We start from the raw sequence: 19,323 nt of genomic DNA, 5'->3' as shown, positions 1-19,323 counted from the left end.
CCCTTATTTGTCCAGGTTCTTGCCGACGGCGCGCATGGCGAAGAAGGCAACGATGTTGGCGAGAATGACGGCGATGACGCCACCGGCGGATGCCTGGCCGATTTTGAACTCCAGCAGCGCCTTCTGGTAGACGAGGAAGGGCAGGTTGGTGGAGGCGTAGCCCGGGCCGCCATTGGTGGTGACCAGTATCTCGGCATAGATCGAGAGCAGGAAGATCGTCTGGATCAGGATGACGACGGTGATGGCGCGCGACATATGCGGCAGCGTCAGATACCAGAAGCGGCTGAGGAAGCCGGCGCCGTCCATCTCGGCCGCCTCCTTCTGCTCGCCGTCGAGCGACTGCAGCGAGGTGAGCAGGATCAGCGTGGCGAAGGGCAGCCACTGCCAGGCGACGATCAGGATGATGGCGGTCAGCGGGTGCTGGCCGAACCAGTCGATCGGCTGGGCACCGAAGAAGCGCGCTATGTCGGCGAAGACGCCGTATTGCGGGTGCATGATCATGTTCTTCCAGACAAGGGCCGCGACCGGCGGCATGACGAAGAACGGCGAGATGACCAGGATGCGCACGATGCCCTGGCCCCAGATCGGCTGGTCGAGCAGCATCGCCAGAAGGATGCCGCCGACCACCGTGATGACCAGCACGCTGACGACGATGATCAGCGTGTTGAGAATCGAGGAGAGGAAGGCCGGGTTGGAATAGAACAGCGCGTAGTTGGAGAAGCCGACGAAGCCGTCACGCATCGGGTTCAGCGGATTGTATTGCTGGAACGAGAACCAGAGCGTGAACAGCAGCGGCACGATCATCCAGACGAACAGCAGGATCACCGATGGCGCCATCATGAAACGGGCAAGCGAACGGGTTTGCTGAGTAGCCATGACGGTCACCCTCCCAAAGTCAGCCGGATTTTCAGTGTTGTGCCAGAATTTTCCCGATTTTGAAGGGTGGCCGCCCGAACTGGGTTTCGGGCGGCCCCTTGCCGGTCATGATAGGCGGCCGGCGTTCGGCACCGGGAGGAGCCTTACTTGATGTAGCCGCCTTCGGTCATCGCCGCGGTGGCCGCGTCCTGTGCCTGCTTGAGAGCGTCGTCGACGCTCGACTGGCCTGCGAGAGCGGCCGAGAAGAGCTGGCCAACGGTGGTGCCGAGGCCCTGGAACTCAGGAATGGCGACGAACTGCACGCCGACATAGGGCACCGGCTTGACGGTCGGATGCGTCGGATCGGCGGCGTTGATGGAGTCCAGCGTCATCTTCGCGAAAGGCGCCGCCTTCTGGTACTCCGGATTGGCGTAGAGCGAGGAACGCGTGCCCGGAGGAACATTCGCCCAGCCTTCCTTCGAGGCGACCAGCTCGGCATAATGCTTGCTGGTTGCCCAGGAGACGAACTTCTCGGCGGCGTCGGCCTTCTGGGTGCCGGCGGGGATCGCCAGCGACCATGCCCACAGCCAATTGCCGCGCTTGCCGAGGCCGTTGTCGGGCGCCAGCGCATAGCCGACCTTGTCGGCGACCTGCGAGGCCTTCGGGTCGGAGACGAAGGACGCGGCGACCGTGGCGTCGATCCACATGCCGCACTTGCCCTGCTGGAACAGCGCCAGGTTCTCGTTGAAGCCGTTGGAGGAAGCGCCTTCCGGACCGTCGGCCTTCATCAGGTCGACGTAGAACTGCAGCGTGTTCTTCCATTCGGGCTGATCGAATTGCGGCTTCCAGTTCTCGTCGAACCAGCGGGCGCCGAAGGAGTTCGACATGGCGGTGAGGAAGGCCATGTTCTCGCCCCAGCCGGCCTTGCCGCGCAGGCAGACGCCGTTCACGCCGTTGGCGCGGTCGGTCATCTTGTCGGCGGCCTGCTTGATGAAGTCCCAGGTCGGCGCGTCGGGCATCTTCAGGCCCGCCTTCTCCATCAGGTCCTTGCGGTACATGACGAAGGAGCTCTCGCCGTAGAAGGGCGCGGCATAGAGCTTGCCGTCGACGGAAAGGCCGCCGGCGATGGCCGGGATGATGTCCTTGACGTCGTAGTCGTCGCCGAGCTTGTCGAGCGGCAGGAGCCAGCTCTGCTTGGCCCAGATCGGAACCTCATAGGTGCCGATGGTCATGACGTCGTACTGGCCGCCCTTGGTGGCGATGTCGGTGGTGACGCGCTCGCGCAGCACGTTCTCTTCAAGCGTGACCCAGTTGAGCTGGATGTCGGGGTTGGCCTTGGTGAAGTCGTCCGTCAGCTTCTGCATGCGGACCATGTCGCCATTGTTGACGGTGGCGATGGTGATGGATTCGGCATGCGCGGCGAAAGCGAGGGCGCTGGCCGACAACAGGCCCAGGGTGAGCGTGCGAAGTTTCATCAAATTCCTCCCTTAAACCAAGATGAGCATTTGCCTTGGCTTTGAGCAATTACTCACTTACCGTGATTTATGTCAAGCCGGAATCTATGCTGCGGCGCAACAGAAATGACGTCACGTAAACCGCCCGGCGACGTCGCCGGGCGGAAGGGAGCGGGAAGCTGGGGAGGTCTTCTTACGGGCAGGCGATCTCGGCCAGGATCCAGTCGCGGAAGGCGCGGATCTTCGGCACGTTGCGGCGGGCGGTCGGATAGACCAGCCAATAAGCATGGCCGTCATCACCGACCAGATCGAAAGGCTGGATCAGGCGGCCGTCGGCGAGCTCGTTCTTGAACAGCGCCCTGGTCAGGATCGCCACGCCATGGCCGGCCATCGCCGCGTTCGCCTCATAGGCCTGCGCGCCCATGCTGGAGCCCGGCCGCTTGGCGAGATCGTGCCCGGTCACGCCGGCGGCTTCGAACCATTGCGACCACCAGATGTCGCCCGGATCGAGGATCGGCAGGCGCAAGAGGTCGGCCGGCTCCGTGACGCCGCCGATGCTCGCGGCGAGCTTGGGGCTCAGCATCGGCGTGAAGTCGGCGTCGAGCAGCTTGTGCGCTTCCAGGCCCGGCCACTTGCCGCCGCCGGAGCGGATGGCGAGATCGACATCCTCGCGCGCGAAATCGGTGAGGCGGCTCGACGTGTCGAGCCGCACGGCAAGGGCCGGATGGGCGAGTTGGAACGAGCCCAGATGCTGCGCCAGCCAGTTGGAGGCGAAGGTCAGCACGGTGGTGACGCAGAGCAGTCCGTCGGCGCCGCCGCGCGCCGCGGCATAGGCCTGGCCCAGGATGGAAAAAGCTTCGCTGACGGCAGGCGCCAGGCGCCGGCCGGGCTCGGTCAGCTCGATCTGCTTAGGCCTGCGCAGGAACAGCGGCGCGCCGATGCGCTCCTCCAGCACCTTGATCTGGTAGCTCGCGGCCGCCTGGGTCATGCCCAGTTCCTGCGCCGCCTTGGTGAAGGACAGGTGCCTTGCCACCGCTTCGAACACCCGGATCGCCTGCAGCGGCGGCAGCGGCGCAAGCTGCGGAGGGCTGAGATCGGGCATAAGGCCTCCTTATGGGTCATGATCGAGGTTTAATTGGAAGCACGAACCGGCCAGACAGATATTTGGGATCAACGATCAATCCAGTTCAAGGCTGACGATCATGGTCACGGTTCAGGAAAAACTCGTTTCCACCCCGGCGCACGGCTGGTTTTACGCGCTCATGCGCGGATTTGCATGGTTTTCGGGTCGCAGGCGCGGCTATATCGATGTCCGGGAACTATCCGAGCATCTGCAGCGCGACATGGGGTTTCTCGACGGCAACGACCCGCGCAGCCCCTCGCAATAAGCCGGCTGTTTTATGGGCAATCAGCCGGCAAGCAGGGCTTCGGCAGTCCGCTCGTCGGTGATGAGGCCATTGACCAGCCGGCGGTTGACGGCCGCCAGGATGCCCGGCAGCTTGCGCTCGCCCATGGCCAAGGCGATGACCAGCGACTTCTCCCGCGACGGCAGCGCGGCGGAAGAAACGCGGTCGTTGGTGATACCTTCGATCATGCGGCCCTCGCGGTCGAAGACCCAGCCGACGATCTCGGCGATGCCGCCGGCCTTCTGCAGCGCCTTCAGCTCGCCTTCTGAAATGAAGCCGTCTTCGTAGAGCGGCGCCTTGGGCCCGAGATCGCCGATGCCGACGAAGGTGACGTCGGCTTCCGCGGCCAGCGCCAGCGTCGGCTGGATCATCGGCTGGTTGAGCAGCATCTCGCGCTCTTCCGGCGAGGAGGCGATGACGGGCAGCGGCATCGGGAAAGACCGCGCCTTGACGCGGTCGGCCATGGTGAAGATGACGTTGTAGAAGGCGGCCGAGCCGTCGGGCGAGATGTTGCCGGTCAAGGACACGACCTTGTGCTGCGGGCAGTCCATCGGCGGCAGCTGCTCGATGGCGGCCTTCAGCGTGCGCCCGGTGCCGATCGCCATGACGATGGGGGCTTCGGAACGCAGCCGGCGTTCGATCTCGGCGGCGGCCGCCTCGGCGATGCCGATCGTCGTCGAGTTCGAGGTCGGGTCGCTCGGCACAACTTCCACAAGGTCGAGCGCGAAGCGCGACTTCAGCCGCGCGGCGAGGTCGAGGCAATTGGCGATCGGATGGTCGACCCGCACCTTGATCAGCCCTTCCGACATGGCAAGCGACACCAGCCGCTGCGCCGTCTGCCTGGAGATGCCGAGCTTGGCGGCGATCTGGTCCTGCGTGTTGCCGGCGACGTAATAGAGCCAGCCGGCGCGCGCGGCGTCGTCCAACCTGGTGCTGCCGGTTTCCTGTCGCGAATACACGTCCTGCCTCCCCGCCCGCGAGAATGCTGAAACGGGCGCCATAGCTTACAGCGAATATCGCGACGCGCAATTGTCTATCGAAAGAGCAATTGCTTGCACGTGTTGAAGGCTCTCGACGGACCAGTCAGCCGTCCGCCCAAGCATTTGCCGGCGGGATGGTTTATCTCCACCCGGAAACCGATTAAGGGGATCGGCGAAAGGAGCCGCGCATGACGCCGAAAGCCGTTTTCTGGGATATGGACGGAACACTGGTCGACAGCGAGCCGTTGCACGCGGCGGCGCTGGCGGCGGCGCTGCGCAGCGTCGGCATCGCCCCGCCGCACGACCTGCATGAGCGCGTGCTGGGCATCGCGGCATGGCCGGTCTACGAGATGCTGCGCGACGAATTCGGCCTCGCCCTGCCCTTCGATGACTGGATCGTGCGCAAATACGATCACTATTTGCCGCTGGCCGAAACGCTGAAGCCGCGCCCCGGCGCGATCGAAGTGTTCAACGAATTGCGCGCGCTCGGCGTCGCGCAGGCGGTGGTGTCCAACTCCGACCGTCTGATCGTCGACGCCAATCTGCGCGCCGTCGGCCTCACCTATCCCGGCATGCTGACGGTCAGCCGCAACGATGTGATCGACGGCAAGCCGCTGCCCGAGCCCTTTTTGCGCGCCGCCTATCTGGCCGGGGTCGAGCCGGCGGACGCGTTCGCGGTCGACGACAGCCTGACCGGCGCCATGGCCGGACTGGCGGCCGGCATGAAGACGATCTTCTGGCCGGAAGCGCCGATGGAAGGTCCGGCCGGCGCGATCGTGATCAGCAGCGCCGAGGAGCTGCGGGCACAACTGGGGCTTTAACCCCGAACGTCGGCGCTGCCCCTCATCCGCCTGCCGGCACCTTCTCCCCGTGAACGGGGGAAGGAAAGGAGCTTCAATTCCGGTAGACCGGCTCTTCCTCGTCGAGGATCGCTTTCAGCTCGGCCAGATGGCGCTCGGCCTGGCCCGGATAATCGTCCATCTCGCGCGCGGTCTTCTCGGCGATCTCATCGGAGAGCGTACGCAGCGGACGGCCGGTCCACAGCGCCTTGATGTAGGTCTCGGCGGCGCGCTCGAAATAGAACATGCGGTTGAAGGTGTCGGCGACGGTGTCGCCGATGACCATCACGCCGTGATTGCCCATGACCATCACCTTGACCTTGGGGTCGGTGAGAAGCTGTGAGCAGCGTTCGCCCTCTTCCTCGAAAGCCAGCCCGCCATAATTGGCGTCGACGACATGGCGGTTGAAGAACATGGCCGAGTTCTGGTCGACCGGCGGCAGCGTCGAATCGGCCAGCGAGGCAAGCACCGTGGCGTGGATCGAATGGACATGCATGGCGCAGCGCGCATGCGGGACGTTGCGATGGATGGCGCCATGCAGGCCCCAGGCGGTCGGGTCGGGCGCGTTGGGGCCGGACAGCGTGTCGGGATCGTTGGCGTCGATCAGGAGCAGGTCGCTCGCCTTGATGCGCGAGAAATGCACCTGGTTCGGGTTCATCAGGAACTTCGTGCCGTCCTCATTGACGGACAGCGAGAAGTGGTTGGCCACCGCCTCGTGCATGTTGAGCCGGGCAGTCCAGCGGAAGGCGGCGGCAAGGTCGACCCGCTCCTCGTAATAGGGCAGGTTGCTCAGCGGCTCCTTGTGCAGGCGGGCAAGGCTCATTGAAAATCCTCCGCTTGGGTTTGTTTTTCCGACAATGCCGTGCGACGCCGCTGCCAGCAACCGATAATCGGTGGCTCAGTGGATCAAGCCGCCGGGCGCGCCGACTGCAGCCCGCCCTGCTCGACGATGAAGTCGATCACCTCCTGCAAGCCCTTGCCGCGCGACAAGTCGGTGAAACCGAACGGCCTTTTGCCGCGCATGCGGCCGGCATCCGACTCCATGACGTCGAGGTTGACGTTCACATAGGGCGCCAGATCGCTCTTGTTGATGATCAGGAAATCGGAGCGGGTGATGGCCGGGCCGCCCTTCCTCGGAATCTCCTCGCCCTGGCAGACCGAGATGACATAGAGCGTCAGGTCGGCAAGGTCCGGCGAGAAGGTGGCGGCGAGATTGTCGCCACCGGATTCGATGAAGATGATGTCGAGATCCGGAAACTTTTTGTTCAGCTCAGCTATCGCCCGCAGATTGATCGAGGCGTCCTCCCGGATGGCGGTGTGCGGACAGCCACCGGTCTCGACCCCGACGATGCGCTCTTCAGGCAACGCCTGCAGCCGCGCGAGCATCATCGCATCTTCCTTCGTGTAGATGTCGTTGGTGACGACGGCGATGGAGAAATCGTCGCGCAGCGCCTTGCAAAGCTTTTCGGTGAGCGTGGTCTTGCCGGAGCCGACAGGGCCGCCGATGCCGATGCGAAGAGGACCATTTTTCGACGTCATGCCGGAAACTCCGAGATAGAGAGAATGACAAAGCCCAGCCCGATCAACAGGCAGAACGGCGAATAGAGGCTTTGGTCGAGCCGCGCGAAAGGCTGCTCGGGCGCGAGCCTTCGCCACCAGGGCGTGAAGCCCGCGATGCCGCGGCCAAGGAAGAAGAGGCCGATCATCAACGCCGTGGCGGCCAGGCCCTCCCGTGGAAAGGGTGTCGCGAAGACGCCGGCCAGCGCCAGCGGCCAGAGCGTCGCGAGCGCGAGGCACGCGGCGACGGCAAAACTCGCGAAGGTCGAAGGCATCTCGTCGACACCGCGGAAGCCGACGACGGCGCGGGCGCAGGATGCCTGATCCGTGCCCGGCCAGATGCCGCCTATGCCCCAATAGACATGCAGGGTGGTGATCAAGAGCAGGATGAAGGAGAGAGCGACGGCAAGCACGATCATGAGCGGAACAGCCGCGAGTATTGGGTTTCGTGATTCATCGCCGCTATGTCGGAGACAAAGGTCGCGCCGCCCAAATCGTCCAGGCTGGAAGCGGCGGCGCGTGATGCGGTTGCCAGCGCCAGAGATTCAAAGCCGGCTAACAGCACGACGGCATCGCTTTGACCGACGACGCCAAGCCTGATCGCCGCCTGCACGAGATTGGAGAAGAAAGCCTGCAGGAAGGCGCAAAGCGATTCCGCGAGGCCGACACCCCCGCTGCCCGCAACGGCGCCGACCGCAACGCAATAGGGACAATCGGCCGGCAGTCGCTGCAGCGCCTGAGACGGCCAGACGGTTGCAGCCTGGAGAAAAGCCGTGCCCTGCAGCATGGTTTCGAGATGACGCTCCCGCGATCCGGCAAGCGCCTCGGCAAGTGCTGCGACTTCCGCCAGGTCGCCGTCATTACGAACGCGGCGCCAGCTTTCGGCGAAGAGCACGGCGTCGTTCCACCCCGACCCCATCTCGACCAGCGTCTCCAGCCAGCCGGCGAGATCCTCGCGATCCGCGATCAGTCCATCCTGCACGGCGCGCTCGAGGCCGTGGCTATAAGAGAAGCCGCCGACCGGAAAGGCCGGCGACAGCCAGGTCATCAGCCGCAGCAGCGCTATCGACGACGGCTGGTCAGTCATGGTGGTGATGGTGGCCGTGATCGTGGTGGTGATGGTCATGATCGTGGCTATCGTGGCCCTCGTGGTCGTGGTCATGGCCATGGCGATGGCCATGATGATCATGGTCATGGTGGTGGTGCGAATGGGCGTGGTCGTAGCCATGCCCGGAATAGGCGCCGCGCACCGGGCTGAACGGCTGCGAAACCTCGTTCACCGTGGCGCCAAGGCCTTCAAGCATCGCCTTGATGACATGATCGCGCAGGATGAGGATGCGGTCCGCCTCGATCGCCGCGGCAAGGTGACGGTTGCCGATGTGCCAGGCAAGCTCGGTGAGATGAACGGCGTCGCGGGCGCGGATGTCGTAGACCTCCTCGGGCGCCGCGACGATCTCGATCTGGCGGCCGTCTTCCAGCACCAGCCGGTCGCCATCATTGAGCGCCACCGGCTCGGGCAGGTCGACCAGCACCTTGTCGCCGGCCGCCGTCTCTATGGCGCGGCGGCGCAGATGCCGCTCGTCATGCGGCAGCACGGCCTTGTCGTAGGGTGCGCTCGAAGCCGGATCGCCGGCGGCAAGCACCGAGACGGCGCGGGGAAATTTGGTGAAATCGGTGGTGATGTTGAGCTTCATGTCATGGCTCCGCCATTGGCTTGCGCCCTTGCACGGGCGGGGCGTTCGAGGACGCGGTCGAAATAGGCATTCACCCGGTCGGACTCGATCGGGAAACGGCCGGCGCGCGCCCAGCCGCCCATATCGCCGAGCAGGATGTCGACCGCGGAGAACCGGTCGCCCAGCGCATAGGGCTTGTCGCCAAGCCGGCGATCCAGCGCTTTTATTTCGGATGCGAAATCATAGGCTGCGGCCGGACCGACATCGACGCGAATATCCTTGGGCAGCAGGAACCGGTGACGCAGCTTGTTCCACAGCGGCGCTTCCAGCTCGCTTTGGGCGAAATGCATCCAGGAATCCATCTCGGCGCGGCCGGCAAGACCGGGATTGGCGCCCATGCCCTTGTCGGCATGCTTGTCGGCCAGATAGACGCAGATCGCCGCCGAATCCGTGATCTTCAACTCGCCGTCGATCAGGATCGGTACCTTGCCGGACGGGTTGAGCGCGTAAGCCTCCGGCGAGCGCAGCTTGACCTCGACGAACTCGTAGGGCTGCCCGAGCTCCTCGAGCATCCAGAGCACCCGGCTGACCCGGGAGCCGCGCGATCCGACGGCCTTGTACATGGTCGAGTCCTGCATTTCCCGCAATCCTAGATCAATGCAAGCGTCAGCCCAATGGCGCTCAGACGATGGTGTCGAAGAGCCGCAGGATGAAGGATATCTGATAGACCAGCGCGGCCGCGACGAAGGCGATGTGGAAGCGCTTGTCGCGCACCAGGATCGCGACGATGCAGAGCGCCACGAAGACCGGCGTCCGGAACAGATATTCGTTGCCGAAGCGGGCGAAGTGCTCCGAGCCCTTGAGCAGCGTGTCGATGACGTCGAGCAGATAGGTCGCGCCAAGCAGCCCAAAGAACCAGGCGCGGCGCGAATAAAAATAATCCTCGTAGCTGGTGTAATCGAGCATCGAATCCGGAAACAGCAGCGCGCAGAGCAGGAACAGCGTGATGGCGTAGAAGATGATGAAAAGGTATTTGCCGAAGGTCCAGTTCTCGATGGCGTAGAGGCCGAACTCCCACCACCAGAAATGCACCAGCATCAGCAACACCGAGGCGACCCAGGCGAGATGCACCGCGTAGAGCCGGTATTGGCCGGGATGCTGGACGATGCGGGCAGTTCCCGAAAGCAGGCGCGTGACGCCAAGGCCGATCACCATGCCCATGACGATGCGGATGTGCGGAAAGATGTCGTGGGGCGAGGCTATCTCGGTGGCCATGGTTGTCCGCTATGCAGTTGCTCAACCGCATAGTGCAGGGTCCATACTCCAGCCGCAACGGAATTTGCCCGCTCACCGGAAAGCGCAATCGGCCTAAAACAGAAAATACCTCTGCGCCATCGGCAGCACGGTGGCGGGCTCGCAGGTCAACAGCTCGCCGTCGGCCCGCACTTCGTATGTTTCGGGATCGACCTCGACATGCGGCGTGGCGTCGTTGAGCACCATGGAATGCTTGCCGATGCCGCCGCGCGTGTTCTCGACGGCGATCATCGCCTTGTCGACGCCCAGCCTGTCGCGCAGACCGGCATCGAAGGCGGCCTTCGAAACGAAGGTCACCGAGGAATTGGTCAGCGCCTTGCCGTAGGCGCCGAACATCGGCCGGTAGTGCATCGGCTGCGGCGTCGGGATGGAAGCGTTGGGATCGCCCATGGGCGCTGCCGCGATCGAGCCGCCGACCAGCACCATCTCCGGCTTGACGCCGAAGAAGGCTGGGTTCCACAGCACCAGATCGGCCCGCTTGCCGACGGTGATCGAGCCGATCTCCTTCGACAGCCCGTGCGCGATGGCCGGGTTGATGGTGTATTTGGCGATGTAGCGGCGGACCCGGAAATTGTCGTTGTCGCCGGTTTCGCCCGGCAGCGCGCCGCGCTGGCGCTTCATCTTGTCGGCGGTCTGCCAGCAGCGGATCGCCACCTCGCCGACCCGGCCCATGGCCTGGCTGTCGGAGGAGATGATGGAGAAGGCGCCGATGTCGTGCAGGATGTCCTCGGCCGCGATCGTCTCCTTGCGAATGCGGCTTTCGGCGAAGGCGATGTCCTCCGGGATCGATGGCGACAGATGATGGCAGACCATCAGCATGTCGAGGTGCTCGGCCAGCGTGTTGACCGTGTAGGGCCTGGTCGGGTTGGTCGAGGACGGGATAACGTTGGGCAGGCCGCAGACCTTGATGATGTCGGGCGCATGGCCGCCGCCGGCGCCTTCGGTGTGGAAAGCGTGGATTGTGCGGCCTTGAATAGCCGCCACCGTGTTCTCGACGAAGCCGGATTCGTTCAGCGTGTCGGTGTGGATCATCACCTGCACGTCGTACTCGTCGGCGACCGACAGGCAGCAGTCGATGGCCGCCGGCGTCGTGCCCCAGTCCTCGTGCAGCTTCAGCGAGCAGGCGCCGGCCAGCACCATCTCTTCCAGCGCCGCCGGCTTTGAGGCGTTGCCTTTGCCCGACAGGCCGATATTCATCGGAAAGGCGTCGAAGGACTGGATCATGCGCGCCATGTGCCACGGGCCGGGCGTGCAGGTGGTGGCCAGGGTGCCATGCGCCGGACCGGTGCCGCCGCCGAGCATCGTGGTGATGCCGCTCATCAGCGCTTCCTCGATCTGCTGCGGGCAGATGAAGTGGATATGCGCGTCGAAGCCGCCGGCCGTCAGGATCTTGCCTTCGCCGGCGATGATCTCCGTGCCGGGCCCGATGACGATGGTGACGCCGGCCTGCGTGTCCGGATTGCCGGCCTTGCCGATCGCGGCGATGCGGCCGTCCTTCAGGCCGATATCGGCCTTGACGATGCCGGCAAGCGCATCCACGACCAGCGCATTGGTGATGACCGTATCGACCGCGCCGCCCGCCCGCGTGATCTGGCTCTGGCCCATGCCGTCGCGGATGACCTTGCCGCCGCCGAATTTCACTTCCTCGCCATAGACGGTGAGGTCCTTCTCGACCTCGATGAAGAGCTCGGTGTCGGCGAGCCTAACCTTGTCGCCGACCGTCGGTCCATACATCTGCGCATAGGCGGCGCGGCTTATCCTGGCCATCAGCAATCGCTCCCGAAATTCCAATTGACTGCGCGCGGGGCACACATTCTCGCCACCCAATGGTCACGCAATGACCCACCCGGCGACACTTTGAGCGCCCATTTCAGCGTTCCCATCGGGCCGTCGAGGCGGGCGGAGCCACTCCCAAGCCGATGGAAGGAATATCCATGCGCAACGCGATACTTGTCGCCGCAGCCGCCACCTTGTTGATGGCGGGCGCTGCCGGGGCCCAGCAGCAGCAGACGCCGCAGCCAAGCCCGGCGCCGGCCGCCCCCGCCGCGCCGAAAGCCGAGCCCGCGGCGCCGGCGATCCAGAGCGTCAACGTCGTCGATATCACCGAATTGCCCAAGGACACGCAGACGCAGGTCAACCAGATCGTGGCGCAGCGCGGCGACGCCGGCCTGCAGACCTTGCGCAAGTCGATCGACGCGACGCCCAAGGTGAAATCCGCGCTCGAAGCCAAAGGCATGAGCTCGGCGCAGGTGATCGCCGCCAGCATGCAGCCCAACGGCGCGCTGACGCTGATCACCAAGAAGGCAAGCTGATTGCGTGCCCCGGCGGGCCGCCCTGCGGTCCGCCAACCATATTTTGAAGGGGATGCGGGCCGCCCTGCGGTCCGCCAACCATATTTTGAAGGGGATGCGGGCCGCCCTGCGGTCCGCCAACCATATTTTGAAGGGGATGCGGGCCGCCTTGCGGGCCGCCAACCCTATTTTGAAGGGAATGCGGGCCGCCTTGCGGCCCGGCGTCCGGTTTTTGAAGGGAACCTGCGGCCAGACCGCACCGTTTCGCTGTTTTCGCCCCGTCACGAGGTCAGTCAGGAGCGAACGATGGCGAATGCTCGGCGTTCTCCAAGATGGAGTTTCGTGGTTGCCGCCGCGCTTTTCGCGGTCGCCGCGCCCCATGCCGCGTCCGCGGCGCAGCCGCTGGGCAACGGCAATGCTGCCGCGGCGATCGTCGATTCCAACGTCCGCGAGGAAGTGGCGCTCTCCAGGACGGAGGCCGGAAAGGTCATCACCGCCATCGACCGCACCCGCGACAATATCGGCACGGTGCGAAAGACCACCAAGCTCGACACGGTCGACATCGTGTTCCTGACCGATGCCGCGCGCAGCGAAGGCGGGCCGCCGCCGGCCATCGAGAACAAGGTTAAGCAGCACCAGGAGGACGTCGCCGAATTGCGCCAGGAGATCGAAGCGAACGCCCTGCTGTTCAACGCGATCGATTCGCGGCGCGTGCAGGCCGAGGACGTGCTCGCGGTGGAGTTCGACGATCCGGGGAAGGTCGTCATCTATGCCGCCGCCAAGCCGCCGAAATGATGGCCGCCGAAGTGATGTGAGCGCGCCGCCGGACCTCACAGCTTGCCCATCACCTTCTGCTGGAAACCATAGACCTCGCGCTTGCCGCCCAGCGGCACCAGGGTGACGTCACGCTCCTGCCCCGGCTCGAAGCGCATGGCGGTGCCGGCGGCGATGTCGAGCCGCATGCCGCGTGCGCGCTCGCGGTCGAATTTCAGGCCCTCGTTGGTCTCGAAGAAATGATAGTGGCTGCCGACCTGGATCGGCCGGTCGCCGCTGTTTGCGACCTTGAGCGTCACGGTGGGCAGGCCCTTGTTCAGCTCCATGTCGCCTTTGGCCGTGATGACTTCGCCGGGGATCATCGCGCCCTCACAACACACCGAAGGCAAGGCCGAGGCCGATCGCCGCGCAGGCGGCGCCGGCGGCGCGCGCCAGGCCGCGGAGGCGCGAGCCCAGCCCGAGACCGGCCGCGATGCCGAAGCCGTGGAGCAGCGCCGTGGCCATCGCGAAGCCTGCCATATAGTCAAAACCGCCGGCATTTTCCGGCACTTCGGTGCCATGGGCATGGCCGTGGAACAGCGCGAACAGGCCGATGACGGCGATCCCGGCCGCGACCGGCAGGTCGATCGCAAGGGCCACCAGCAGGCCGAGCGCCACGACGGACGCGAGGATAGCCGGCTCCACGAACGGCACCGGCACATGCAGCATGCCGAGCGCGCCGCCGGCCAGCATCACGCCGACGAAGGCCAGCGGCCAGGCCCAGACGGCCTTGCCGCCCTTCATCGCCGCCCACAGGCCCACGGCGATCATGACCGTCATATGGTCGAGCCCGGACAGCGGATGCGCGAAACCGGCGGCGAAGGAAGAGGTGGAGCCTGCGCCGACATGGGCTTCAGCCGGCACGGCGGCTGCCAGGAAAAGGATCGCGGCAAGTGCGGTTCGTTTCGTCGAGGCGGGGATCATCTTTCTGCCTTCTCCAATTGACCTGTTAAGCAGCCTTGCGCGGGCCGCAGCCTTCGGCCTTGAGCACGCGCCTGGTCGACGGCGGATATTTCGTAAGCTTCGCCGCCGGCCGGATCGGCCGCGGCGCGAAATTGCCGCCGCAATTCGGGCAGACGCCGCCCAGCACATTGTCGACGCAGCCGGCGCAGAAGGTGCATTCGAAGGTGCAGATCAGCGCATCGGTCGCTTCCGGCGGCAGATCCTTGTCGCAGCATTCGCAATTGGGCCTGAGCTCCAGCATCGGTCTTTCTCCTCACCGAATCGGTTCATGCACGGTCACCAGCTTGGTGCCGTCGGGAAACGTCGCTTCGACCTGGACGTCGTGGATCATCTCGGCAATGCCGTCCATGACCTGGGCACGGGTGACGACATGGGCGCCCGCCTCCATCAGTTCCGCGACGGGACGGCCGTCGCGCGCGCCTTCAACGACGAAGTCGGTGATCAGGGCGATGGCTTCTGGATGGTTGAGCTTGACGCCACGCTCCAGGCGCTTGCGCGCCACCATCGCCGCCATGGCGATGAGCAGCTTGTCCTTTTCACGCGGCGTCAGATTCATGCAATGTCCCGGTATTTTAAATCAGAGTGACCACAATTTGGGCAGGCCCGCCCGTCCATTGAGCAGTTCGACCAGCGGAACCAGCCGCTTGCGGAGCTGGTAGCCGTCGCCGGCGCACAGCCTCGCAAGAAGCTTGCCAGATCGGCCGACGCTCCAGAAACTGGCGCCGCCGCCCTCACTGATAACGGGACCGCCGATGCCGGGATCGCCGATGATGGCGCGGGCCTCGTCCAGCAGGCTTTCCGCCTGCGGCGAAACGAAGAGCAGCGTGGCGACGGCAAGCGCGCCGCCGGTCGCCGCCGGCCGCCGCAGCGTTGCCGCGATCTCCGGGCCCAGCCGGAAATCCTCCGCATGGATAAGCGCGCCGCCCTGGCGGACCCGCCAGCGATCGTGGAAGCTGCCCCGGACCGCCCGCTCGCCCATCGCAAGCCGGCCGAACAGCGTGGCTTCCAGTAGCAATGCCTCGGCCTCGTCGCCAAGCTCGACATCCAGCGTGCGGGCAAAGGCGGCGCGGTCGAAAACGATGGTTTCCTGCGGCAGCCAGGCGATGCGGCCGCCCGGACCGACCCGCAGGCCGACGCTTGTCTCGGCCCTGTCGGCAGCGGCGCGGTAGACCTTCTCGCAGGCCTGGGTGGTGATGGAGGCGGAGGCGCCGGCGCCGACCTCGATCGTCCAGCCGAGGCGGTCGCCGCCGGTCATTCCGCCGGCCGTGTTGATGAGCACCGCCTCGAGCGGATCGCCTTCTACCGCCGGCAGGCGGATCTTGGCCGATCCGTCCTGGTAGAGCCGCTGCAGGCGCGTCCGGCCCTCGCTCTTGCCGCAGAAAAGCCTGGCTCGCCCGGCAACACGTTGCGCGGCAGGCAAAGGAGCGGCGGCCAAAGGCAAGACGGGCCGGGATGTCAGGGCATTCTCGATCGTGTCCACGATTCCAGGTTAAGCACTCCGGCGGCTTTGTCGATATATCGCTTGTTGCTTGACATCGTTTTGGTTTCTATAGAGGGAAGCCACCCTGGAGCGGTCGCGCGATGTCTGGCGAGGTAAGGGCAACGGCGTTGTTGGATCCGGGGATCAAAAAGGGCGCTGATCAGTTGGCGTCGGGGAAACGACAGGGAAGGAACCGAATGGCTGACCAACTGACGACCGAGATCATCGAAAAGATCAAAGCGCATGCCGACACTGGCGGCGAGGAAATCACCGCCAGCACCGATCTCGGAACGCTCGGCATCCATTCGCTGGAGTTGACCGAGATCATCTTCGATCTCGAGGAAAAATACGGCATCGAGATCGAGATGAACACGGTCGATGCCTGGAGCAATCTCAAGAACGTCGGCGACATGGTCGAGGCGGTTCGCGAACTGATCGCGAAAAAAGCCTGACTGCATGCAAAAACGCGTCGTCATCACCGGTATCGGCGGGATTTGCGGGCTAGGCAACGATGCAGCGGCGATTTGGGACGCCATGCGCGCAGGCCGCTCGGCCATCGGCCCTATCGACAATCCGTCGCTGCATGACCTCAAGGTCAAGACCGGCTGCGAAATCAAGGAACTGCCGGATCATGGCATCGACCGCAAGCAGGTCGTGTCGATGGACCGTTTCAGCCTGCTGGCGGTGATCGCCGCGCGCGAGGCCATGCGGCAGTCCGGATTGACGGCCCATGCCGACAACACCTACCGGATGGGCGCAATCGTCGGCATCGGCGTCGCGGGCTTCGAGACCATCGAGGAGAATTACCGCGCGATCCTGCTCGAAGGGCGCAACCGCGCCGCCATTTTCACCGTGCCGAAAGTGATGCCGGGCGCGGCCGCTGGCCAGGTCAGCATGAATCTCGGGTTGCGCGGCCCTGTTTTCGGCGCCACGTCGGCCTGCTCGTCCGCCAACCACGCGATTTCCTCGGCCGTCGACCAGATCAGGCTCGGCCGCGCCGACGTGATGGTCGCCGGCGGCACCGAAGCGCCGCTGGTTTGGGGCGTGCTGAAGGGCTGGGAGGCGCTGCGAGTGCTTTCGCCCGACACATGCCGGCCGTTCTCGGCCGATCGTGCCGGCCTTGTGCTCGGCGAAGGCGCCGGCATGGCGGTGCTCGAAAGCTACGATCACGCGATGGCGCGCGGCGCCACAATCCTGGCCGAGATCGCCGGCGTCGGGCTTTCGGCCGACGCCTCCGACATCGTCGCCCCGACCGTCGAGGGACCGGAAGCGGCCATGCGTTTCTGCCTGGCGGATGCCGGGCTCAATCCGGAAGATGTCGACTACCTCAACGCGCACGGCACCGGCACCAAGGCCAACGACCAGATCGAGACAGCGGCGATCAAGCGCGTCTTCGGCGACCATGCCCGTTCGCTTTCGGTCTCTTCGACCAAGTCGATGCATGCGCATTGCCTGGGCGCCTCCGGCGGGCTGGAGATGATCGCCTGTGTCATGGCGATCCGCGACGGCATCGTGCCGCCGACCGCCAACTACCGCGAGCCGGATCCGGAATGCGACCTCGACGTGACGCCCAACACGGCGCGCGAGCGCACGGTGCGCGCGGCGCTCAGCAACAGTTTCGCCTTCGGCGGAACCAACGCGGTGCTGGCCTTCAAGGCGGTCTGACCGAAGCCGACCGGTTGACTGTGTGTGCATGGCGGGGTGGTTGCCGGTGTATTGATCCCGGCCGGCCGCGGACCTAATTCTTGCCTCACCCGCCGTATTCTTTGCCACCTATATGGGCGCCGCCCGGCGCCAATCCGCATCCGGAGTTTTTCATGACCGACCTGTCCGCCTTTCCGATCACCAAGCGCTGGCCGGCCAAGCAGCCCGAGCGCCTGCAGCTCTATTCCGCCACGACGCCCAACGGCGTGAAGGTCTCGATCGCGCTGGAGGAGATCGGCCTTGCCTATGAGCCGCACTATGTCGATATCGGCAAGAACGAGAGCTGGACGCCGGAGTTCCTGTCGCTCAACCCGAACGGCAAGATCCCGGCGATCGTCGATCCGGACGGCCCGGGAGGCAAGCCTATCGGCCTGTTCGAGTCCGGCGCCATCCTGCTCTATCTGGCCGACAAGACCGGCAAGCTCATTCCTGCCGATCCGGCGCGGCGCTACGAGACGATCCAGTGGGTGTTCTTCCAGATGGCGGCGATCGGCCCGATCTTCGGACAGGTCGGCTTCTTTCACAAATTCGCCGGGCGCGAGATTGCCGACAAGCGGCCGCTGGAGCGCTACCGCGACGAGTCGCGGCGGCTGATCGGCGTGCTCGAAACGCGGCTGAAGGGCCGCAAGTGGATCATGGATGACGACTACACCATCGCCGACGTATCGATGCTGGGCTGGGTGCGCAACCTGATCGGCTTCTACGAGGCGCGTGAGTTGGTCGGTTTCGACGATTTCCCGACTGTCGCCGACTGGCTCGAGCGCGGTCTGGCGCGGCCGGCGGTGAAACGGGGCCTCACCATCCCGGCGAAGGGCTGAGCCCTCACTTCGTCTTGGCGCTCGCGCCACCGCGGCCGAACATGGACGCCGCCAGCCTCGCGGTTGCCACGACCGCTCCGGTCGCGACGGTGGCCACGGTGCGGATCGGGCCCGACTTCTTCGCCGCCGGTCCCGTTGCGGGCTTGTGGGGCTTCGCGGTCGTGGCAGCGACCTTGTGGGCGGCGCCCGGCGTCACTCTCTTCGGCGGTGCCTTGCCGAAAGCCGGCTTGGCGTCCTTCGACCGTTCGGCGATCGCGGGGGCGGCGCCGGCCCTGGCTTGCGCCGGCTTGGATTGATTGGCCCTAGCCTTCTTGAGCGCGGTTTTTCTGCTGTTGGTTGCCATCTGACAGCTCCTGCAATTTTCCTCGCAACTCCAGGCGGAAAGCGATGCGCGCCTTCCTGGAATTGCTCCGGCGCCGGACAATTCGGGATAGGGTCATAACGGCGTGAAAACCTTAAGGTTCCCACCCAAAAATATTGAAAATTGAGCAGGTTAACCAATGATCCGTCATCAACCAACGACCATGTCGGCAGGCCGGCGCCGCGCCAGAACCCGCTCGATGTTGGGCATGTCGTTGGAGGCGATCCAGGCGCGGGCGTCCTCATCGGACTTGCCGTGCTCGCGCCAGCGCTCCATCAGCCGGCGCTCGAGCTCGTTGCGCGGCACGTCCACGAAGATGGTGAAATCGAACAAAGGCGCCAGCCGCGACCACGGCTCCTCGTCGAGCAGCAAGTAGTTGCCCTCGACCAGGATGAACTTTGTGTCGGCGCCGACGATCTCGGCCGCCGCGCGCGACAGTTCGATGCTACGGTCGAACACGGGAATGGCGATATCGGGCTCGCCGGAGCGGATGCGCTTCAGCAGCGTTTCGAAGCCGGCGAAATCGAAGGTTTCCGGCGCGCCCTTGCGGGGGCGCAGGCCGCGGCGGTTCAGAATGATGTCGTCATAATGGAAACCGTCCATCGGCACGACCTCGGAGCTGCCTTCCGGCAAAAGCTCACGCAGGTTTGCCGATAGCGTCGACTTGCCGGAGCCCGGCGGACCGGCGATGGCGACGACGAAGCGTTTGGCCTTGCCGGCGCGCTTGAAGATGGCGGCTGTGATATGGGCGATCTCGGACATCGGCGCCTTTCCGGTGCGGTTCGGCCCGCATCTTGGCGGGTGTCGGCGGAAAA

At 65.0% G+C, this 19,323-nt stretch carries 26 protein-coding genes; 7 read left to right on the top strand and 19 right to left on the bottom strand.

What is annotated here, in order from left to right; translation table 11 throughout:
• Positions 1-3 precede the first annotated feature (3 nt).
• The 3 genes from MJ8_RS01635 to MJ8_RS01625 form a co-directional block, all read right to left on the bottom strand.
• On the bottom strand, positions 4-876 hold the full coding sequence (locus tag MJ8_RS01635) for a carbohydrate ABC transporter permease (protein WP_041003816.1): 873 nt from the start codon (positions 874-876) through the stop codon (positions 4-6).
• Positions 877-1,019: 143 nt separating this feature from the next.
• Entirely contained in the window at positions 1,020-2,330 is a 1,311-nt protein-coding gene (locus MJ8_RS01630; RefSeq protein ID WP_040986998.1) for an ABC transporter substrate-binding protein, read from the bottom strand.
• A 172-nt stretch (positions 2,331-2,502) separates the two neighbouring features.
• Positions 2,503-3,411, bottom strand: a complete 909-nt coding sequence (locus MJ8_RS01625; RefSeq protein WP_201412781.1) for a LysR substrate-binding domain-containing protein — start codon at positions 3,409-3,411, stop codon at positions 2,503-2,505.
• A 100-nt stretch (positions 3,412-3,511) separates the two neighbouring features.
• On the opposite strand from MJ8_RS01625, the gene MJ8_RS01620 reads away from it, so the two are divergent.
• Entirely contained in the window at positions 3,512-3,697 is a 186-nt protein-coding gene (locus MJ8_RS01620; protein ID WP_201412780.1) for a hypothetical protein, read from the top strand.
• A gap of 20 nt (positions 3,698-3,717) precedes the next feature.
• On the opposite strand, the gene MJ8_RS01615 is transcribed toward MJ8_RS01620, so the two are convergent.
• Positions 3,718-4,716, bottom strand: a complete 999-nt coding sequence (locus MJ8_RS01615) for a sugar-binding transcriptional regulator (protein ID WP_263481722.1) — start codon at positions 4,714-4,716, stop codon at positions 3,718-3,720.
• 167 nt (positions 4,717-4,883) lie between these two features.
• Between MJ8_RS01615 and MJ8_RS01610 the strand changes: the two genes are divergently transcribed.
• Complete coding sequence (locus tag MJ8_RS01610; RefSeq protein ID WP_201412778.1) at positions 4,884-5,516, top strand: HAD family hydrolase; 633 nt, start codon at positions 4,884-4,886, stop codon at positions 5,514-5,516.
• 73 nt (positions 5,517-5,589) lie between these two features.
• On the opposite strand, the gene MJ8_RS01605 is transcribed toward MJ8_RS01610, so the two are convergent.
• The 8 genes from MJ8_RS01605 to ureC all read right to left on the bottom strand — a co-directional run bounded on the left by MJ8_RS01605 (position 5,590) and on the right by ureC (position 11,845).
• On the bottom strand, positions 5,590-6,357 hold the full coding sequence (locus MJ8_RS01605; RefSeq protein ID WP_040986987.1) for a class II aldolase and adducin N-terminal domain-containing protein: 768 nt from the start codon (positions 6,355-6,357) through the stop codon (positions 5,590-5,592).
• Between the two features lie 83 nt (positions 6,358-6,440).
• Positions 6,441-7,073: an urease accessory protein UreG gene (gene ureG, locus MJ8_RS01600; RefSeq protein ID WP_140628301.1), complete on the bottom strand. Its 633-nt coding sequence runs from the start codon at positions 7,071-7,073 to the stop codon at positions 6,441-6,443.
• Positions 7,070-7,510: a DUF3995 domain-containing protein gene (locus MJ8_RS01595; RefSeq protein ID WP_201412777.1), complete on the bottom strand. Its 441-nt coding sequence runs from the start codon at positions 7,508-7,510 to the stop codon at positions 7,070-7,072. Before MJ8_RS01595 ends, ureG begins: the two co-directional genes overlap by 4 nt.
• Positions 7,507-8,178: an urease accessory protein UreF gene (locus tag MJ8_RS01590; RefSeq protein WP_201415268.1), complete on the bottom strand. Its 672-nt coding sequence runs from the start codon at positions 8,176-8,178 to the stop codon at positions 7,507-7,509. The genes MJ8_RS01595 and MJ8_RS01590 overlap by 4 nt, the downstream gene beginning before the upstream one ends.
• The gene (gene ureE, locus MJ8_RS01585; RefSeq protein ID WP_201412776.1) at positions 8,171-8,785 is read right to left on the bottom strand and encodes an urease accessory protein UreE; all 615 of its coding nucleotides are present in this window, start codon (positions 8,783-8,785) and stop codon (positions 8,171-8,173) included. The genes MJ8_RS01590 and ureE overlap by 8 nt, the downstream gene beginning before the upstream one ends.
• Positions 8,782-9,387 carry a glutathione S-transferase family protein gene (locus tag MJ8_RS01580; protein ID WP_201415267.1) on the bottom strand — a complete coding sequence of 202 codons (606 nt, stop codon included), beginning with the start codon at positions 9,385-9,387 and terminating at the stop codon, positions 8,782-8,784. Before MJ8_RS01580 ends, ureE begins: the two co-directional genes overlap by 4 nt.
• A gap of 58 nt (positions 9,388-9,445) precedes the next feature.
• Positions 9,446-10,039 carry a hypothetical protein gene (locus MJ8_RS01575; RefSeq protein WP_201412775.1) on the bottom strand — a complete coding sequence of 198 codons (594 nt, stop codon included), beginning with the start codon at positions 10,037-10,039 and terminating at the stop codon, positions 9,446-9,448.
• 93 nt (positions 10,040-10,132) lie between these two features.
• Positions 10,133-11,845, bottom strand: coding sequence for an urease subunit alpha (ureC, locus tag MJ8_RS01570; RefSeq protein ID WP_412177088.1), 1,713 nt, complete (start codon positions 11,843-11,845; stop codon positions 10,133-10,135).
• 167 nt (positions 11,846-12,012) lie between these two features.
• Here ureC and MJ8_RS01565 point away from each other — a divergent pair, with 167 nt between their 5' ends.
• Entirely contained in the window at positions 12,013-12,390 is a 378-nt protein-coding gene (locus MJ8_RS01565) for a hypothetical protein (RefSeq protein WP_201412774.1), read from the top strand.
• A 285-nt stretch (positions 12,391-12,675) separates the two neighbouring features.
• Positions 12,676-13,164, top strand: coding sequence for a hypothetical protein (locus MJ8_RS01560; protein ID WP_201412773.1), 489 nt, complete (start codon positions 12,676-12,678; stop codon positions 13,162-13,164).
• Between the two features lie 35 nt (positions 13,165-13,199).
• Here the strand turns inward: MJ8_RS01560 and MJ8_RS01555 are convergent, their stop codons facing one another.
• From MJ8_RS01555 to MJ8_RS01535, 5 genes are read right to left on the bottom strand one after another with little or no spacing between them, the layout of a single operon-like run.
• Positions 13,200-13,505 (bottom strand): urease subunit beta, encoded by a 306-nt coding sequence (locus tag MJ8_RS01555; protein ID WP_201412772.1) that lies wholly within the window; start codon positions 13,503-13,505, stop codon positions 13,200-13,202.
• Between the two features lie 7 nt (positions 13,506-13,512).
• On the bottom strand, positions 13,513-14,106 hold the full coding sequence (locus MJ8_RS01550; protein ID WP_201412771.1) for a HupE/UreJ family protein: 594 nt from the start codon (positions 14,104-14,106) through the stop codon (positions 13,513-13,515).
• A 25-nt stretch (positions 14,107-14,131) separates the two neighbouring features.
• The gene (locus MJ8_RS01545) at positions 14,132-14,386 is read right to left on the bottom strand and encodes a DUF1272 domain-containing protein (RefSeq protein ID WP_201412770.1); all 255 of its coding nucleotides are present in this window, start codon (positions 14,384-14,386) and stop codon (positions 14,132-14,134) included.
• 12 nt (positions 14,387-14,398) lie between these two features.
• Positions 14,399-14,701 carry an urease subunit gamma gene (locus tag MJ8_RS01540; protein ID WP_041003069.1) on the bottom strand — a complete coding sequence of 101 codons (303 nt, stop codon included), beginning with the start codon at positions 14,699-14,701 and terminating at the stop codon, positions 14,399-14,401.
• Between the two features lie 21 nt (positions 14,702-14,722).
• Positions 14,723-15,586 (bottom strand): urease accessory protein UreD, encoded by an 864-nt coding sequence (locus tag MJ8_RS01535; RefSeq protein ID WP_412177139.1) that lies wholly within the window; start codon positions 15,584-15,586, stop codon positions 14,723-14,725.
• Positions 15,587-15,822: 236 nt separating this feature from the next.
• On the opposite strand from MJ8_RS01535, the gene MJ8_RS01530 reads away from it, so the two are divergent.
• The 3 genes from MJ8_RS01530 (at position 15,823) to MJ8_RS01520 (ending at position 18,147) form a co-directional block, all read left to right on the top strand.
• On the top strand, positions 15,823-16,077 hold the full coding sequence (locus MJ8_RS01530) for an acyl carrier protein (RefSeq protein WP_041003067.1): 255 nt from the start codon (positions 15,823-15,825) through the stop codon (positions 16,075-16,077).
• A gap of 4 nt (positions 16,078-16,081) precedes the next feature.
• Complete coding sequence (locus MJ8_RS01525; protein WP_201412769.1) at positions 16,082-17,290, top strand: beta-ketoacyl-[acyl-carrier-protein] synthase family protein; 1,209 nt, start codon at positions 16,082-16,084, stop codon at positions 17,288-17,290.
• A gap of 152 nt (positions 17,291-17,442) precedes the next feature.
• Positions 17,443-18,147 carry a glutathione S-transferase family protein gene (locus MJ8_RS01520; protein WP_201412768.1) on the top strand — a complete coding sequence of 235 codons (705 nt, stop codon included), beginning with the start codon at positions 17,443-17,445 and terminating at the stop codon, positions 18,145-18,147.
• Positions 18,148-18,151: 4 nt separating this feature from the next.
• On the opposite strand, the gene MJ8_RS01515 is transcribed toward MJ8_RS01520, so the two are convergent.
• The gene (locus MJ8_RS01515) at positions 18,152-18,490 is read right to left on the bottom strand and encodes a hypothetical protein (protein WP_201412767.1); all 339 of its coding nucleotides are present in this window, start codon (positions 18,488-18,490) and stop codon (positions 18,152-18,154) included.
• Positions 18,491-18,658: 168 nt separating this feature from the next.
• Positions 18,659-19,270 (bottom strand): nucleoside triphosphate hydrolase, encoded by a 612-nt coding sequence (locus tag MJ8_RS01510; RefSeq protein WP_201412766.1) that lies wholly within the window; start codon positions 19,268-19,270, stop codon positions 18,659-18,661.
• Positions 19,271-19,323: the final 53 nt, after the last annotated feature.

This window comes from Mesorhizobium sp. J8, from assembly GCF_016591715.1.
GTDB lineage: Bacteria > Pseudomonadota > Alphaproteobacteria > Rhizobiales > Rhizobiaceae > Mesorhizobium.
Note: the sequence above shows the minus strand (reverse complement) of the source record. Positions and strands in the feature narration are given on the sequence as shown.

Excerpts from the sequence above, each read along its gene's own strand:
- MJ8_RS01635 (WP_041003816.1), bottom strand. The coding sequence starts at position 876 with ATGGCTACTCAGCAAACCCGTTCGCTTGCCCGTTTCATGATGGCGCCA.
- MJ8_RS01630 (WP_040986998.1), bottom strand. The coding sequence starts at position 2,330 with ATGAAACTTCGCACGCTCACCCTGGGCCTGTTGTCGGCCAGCGCCCTC.
- MJ8_RS01625 (WP_201412781.1), bottom strand. The coding sequence starts at position 3,411 with ATGCCCGATCTCAGCCCTCCGCAGCTTGCGCCGCTGCCGCCGCTGCAG.
- MJ8_RS01620 (WP_201412780.1), top strand. The coding sequence starts at position 3,512 with ATGGTCACGGTTCAGGAAAAACTCGTTTCCACCCCGGCGCACGGCTGG.
- MJ8_RS01615 (WP_263481722.1), bottom strand. The coding sequence starts at position 4,716 with ATGGCGCCCGTTTCAGCATTCTCGCGGGCGGGGAGGCAGGACGTGTAT.
- MJ8_RS01610 (WP_201412778.1), top strand. The coding sequence starts at position 4,884 with ATGACGCCGAAAGCCGTTTTCTGGGATATGGACGGAACACTGGTCGAC.
- MJ8_RS01605 (WP_040986987.1), bottom strand. The coding sequence starts at position 6,357 with ATGAGCCTTGCCCGCCTGCACAAGGAGCCGCTGAGCAACCTGCCCTAT.
- ureG (WP_140628301.1), bottom strand. The coding sequence starts at position 7,073 with ATGACGTCGAAAAATGGTCCTCTTCGCATCGGCATCGGCGGCCCTGTC.
- MJ8_RS01595 (WP_201412777.1), bottom strand. The coding sequence starts at position 7,510 with ATGATCGTGCTTGCCGTCGCTCTCTCCTTCATCCTGCTCTTGATCACC.
- MJ8_RS01590 (WP_201415268.1), bottom strand. The coding sequence starts at position 8,178 with ATGACTGACCAGCCGTCGTCGATAGCGCTGCTGCGGCTGATGACCTGG.
- ureE (WP_201412776.1), bottom strand. The coding sequence starts at position 8,785 with ATGAAGCTCAACATCACCACCGATTTCACCAAATTTCCCCGCGCCGTC.
- MJ8_RS01580 (WP_201415267.1), bottom strand. The coding sequence starts at position 9,387 with ATGTACAAGGCCGTCGGATCGCGCGGCTCCCGGGTCAGCCGGGTGCTC.
- MJ8_RS01575 (WP_201412775.1), bottom strand. The coding sequence starts at position 10,039 with ATGGCCACCGAGATAGCCTCGCCCCACGACATCTTTCCGCACATCCGC.
- ureC (WP_412177088.1), bottom strand. The coding sequence starts at position 11,845 with ATGGCCAGGATAAGCCGCGCCGCCTATGCGCAGATGTATGGACCGACG.
- MJ8_RS01565 (WP_201412774.1), top strand. The coding sequence starts at position 12,013 with ATGCGCAACGCGATACTTGTCGCCGCAGCCGCCACCTTGTTGATGGCG.
- MJ8_RS01560 (WP_201412773.1), top strand. The coding sequence starts at position 12,676 with ATGGCGAATGCTCGGCGTTCTCCAAGATGGAGTTTCGTGGTTGCCGCC.
- MJ8_RS01555 (WP_201412772.1), bottom strand. The coding sequence starts at position 13,505 with ATGATCCCCGGCGAAGTCATCACGGCCAAAGGCGACATGGAGCTGAAC.
- MJ8_RS01550 (WP_201412771.1), bottom strand. The coding sequence starts at position 14,106 with ATGATCCCCGCCTCGACGAAACGAACCGCACTTGCCGCGATCCTTTTC.
- MJ8_RS01545 (WP_201412770.1), bottom strand. The coding sequence starts at position 14,386 with ATGCTGGAGCTCAGGCCCAATTGCGAATGCTGCGACAAGGATCTGCCG.
- MJ8_RS01540 (WP_041003069.1), bottom strand. The coding sequence starts at position 14,701 with ATGAATCTGACGCCGCGTGAAAAGGACAAGCTGCTCATCGCCATGGCG.
- MJ8_RS01530 (WP_041003067.1), top strand. The coding sequence starts at position 15,823 with ATGGCTGACCAACTGACGACCGAGATCATCGAAAAGATCAAAGCGCAT.
- MJ8_RS01525 (WP_201412769.1), top strand. The coding sequence starts at position 16,082 with ATGCAAAAACGCGTCGTCATCACCGGTATCGGCGGGATTTGCGGGCTA.
- MJ8_RS01520 (WP_201412768.1), top strand. The coding sequence starts at position 17,443 with ATGACCGACCTGTCCGCCTTTCCGATCACCAAGCGCTGGCCGGCCAAG.
- MJ8_RS01515 (WP_201412767.1), bottom strand. The coding sequence starts at position 18,490 with ATGGCAACCAACAGCAGAAAAACCGCGCTCAAGAAGGCTAGGGCCAAT.
- MJ8_RS01510 (WP_201412766.1), bottom strand. The coding sequence starts at position 19,270 with ATGTCCGAGATCGCCCATATCACAGCCGCCATCTTCAAGCGCGCCGGC.